Below are 1,818 nucleotides of genomic sequence, written 5' to 3'. Positions count from 1 at the left end.
GACTCCGCCGCCTTCGGCGCGGCGGTCTTGGCCGCGGTCCGTGCGTCGGCGCTGGCGAAGGTTGCCGTCTTCGGCGGAGCCGCCTTCTCCTTCTTAAGCCGCGGCTTGGGCTTCTCGACAGGCTTCTTCGCCTTGGCCTCGACCGGTTTCTTGTCTTTGACAATTTCGACCGGTTTCGGCTGCGGCAAGGGAATGACGACGTCTGGCGTGACAGCCTCGACCACATCCGGGATGACCTCATCCGGCGGCGGCTGATCGACCTGTTCGGCCGTTTCGGCCTGGGTAGGTTCGGTCGGGGTGGGTTCGGCCTCGTCTGGCGCGACCGCTTCCGGCGGCTCGACAACCGGCTCCGCCTTTTCGACCGGTTCTTCAGGTGTCGGCTCGGTCGTCGGTGTCGGTTCGGTCTGATCTGGCGTCACCGCGTCCAGCGCGGCGACCTGCTCTTCCACGGCCGGCATCACCACCATCGGTGCCATCTCGATCATCTGCGCGGGGGGTGGACCGCCATCCGCTTCGGTGACCATTGTGAGGTTCTGCACTGCATAGGCGACCGCGACATGGGCTCCAAGGACCAGCGCGGCAGCACCGGCCCACAAGCCAAGGTCGCGCCAACCGAAGCGCGACAGCTGGACCGAGGGCACGGCGACCGCTTGCGTCATGGCGCCGCCGCACCAGTGGCTGCGGGCGCCGGGGCATTGGACGCGGGAGCCGTCTCCAGGCCGACCAGCGCGATCTTCAGATAGCCGGCACCGCGCAATAGATTCATCGCCTCCATCAGGTCGCCATAGGCGACCGCCTTGTCGGCGCGCAGGAAGATGCGTGTCTGCTTGTCGCCCTTGGTCTTGGCGTCCAGCGTCGTGGCGAAAGCCGGGCGCGGCACGCTGTCATTGCCGATCGCCAGCGTCAGATCGTCCTTCAGCGTCAGGAACAGCGGTGTCTCGGGCCTCGGCGCGGGCGTTGCGGTCGAACCAGGCAGGTCGACATTGACATCCACCGTGGCCAGCGGTGCCGCGACCATGAAGATGATCAACAGCACCAGGATGACATCGATGAACGGGGTGACGTTGATCTCGTGGCTTTCCTCGAGATCGTCATCAATGGTCTGTCGGATTCTGCTTCCCATGGCGCTACTCCGCCGCCAGTGGCGTTGCCGGCGCGACGGTGCGGAAGTCGAGGTCGCGGCTGACCAGCCGTTCGACCCCGGCGGCAGCATCGGCGAGGATCTGCCGATAGCCGGCTATCGAGCGGGCAAAGACGTTGTAGATGACGACGGCCGGTATGGCCGCGACCAGGCCCATCGCGGTGGCCAGCAGCGCTTCGGCGATGCCCGGCGCGACCACAGCGAGATTGGTGGTCTGCGCCTGCGAGATGCCGATGAAGGCGTTCATGATGCCCCAGACAGTGCCGAACAGGCCGACGAAGGGCGCGGTCGAGCCGATCGTCGCCAGCACGCCGGTGCCGCGCGACATGCGCCGCGCCGCCGCCGCCTCGATGCGCGACAGGCGCGACGTGACCCGTTCCTTGAGGCCGTCGCCCGAGACATGATCGAGCGCGCCGGCCGAGAGTGCGGTCTCCTCCTCGGCCGCCCGCACCAGCAGCGCGCCGGGACCGCCGCTGCGGTCAAGGGTACGGCTGGCCTGCTTCAGCGTGGCGGCCTCGCCGATCGCCCGCACGGCGCGACGAATGCGCAGCTTGCCGCCGAAAAGCTCCAGCGACTTGGCCAACCATATCGTCCAGGTGACGAGGGAGGCAAAGGCCAGCCCGATCATCACCGCCTTGACGACAATGTCGGCCGCCATGAACATGCCCCATGGCGAC

3 protein-coding genes are annotated in these 1,818 nt (G+C 67.4%); all 3 read right to left on the bottom strand.

Annotated features, from left to right (window positions below):
* Positions 1-659: energy transducer TonB (locus tag EN749_RS35065; protein ID WP_128364885.1), on the bottom strand; the 659-nt coding region annotated here is incomplete at its 3' end.
* Positions 656-1,123 carry a TonB system transport protein ExbD gene (exbD, locus tag EN749_RS35060; protein ID WP_127808771.1) on the bottom strand — a complete coding sequence of 156 codons (468 nt, stop codon included), beginning with the start codon at positions 1,121-1,123 and terminating at the stop codon, positions 656-658. The genes EN749_RS35065 and exbD, both read right to left, overlap by 4 nt.
* A 4-nt stretch (positions 1,124-1,127) precedes the next feature.
* On the bottom strand, positions 1,128-1,818 hold a 691-nt coding region (gene exbB / locus EN749_RS35055), incomplete at its 5' end, for a tonB-system energizer ExbB (RefSeq protein ID WP_128364884.1).

Origin of the sequence: Mesorhizobium sp. M7A.F.Ca.ET.027.02.1.1 (assembly GCF_004022985.1) — a bacterium.
In the GTDB taxonomy this organism is placed as follows: domain Bacteria; phylum Pseudomonadota; class Alphaproteobacteria; order Rhizobiales; family Rhizobiaceae; genus Mesorhizobium.
This window is presented reverse-complemented; position numbering and strand designations above follow the sequence as displayed.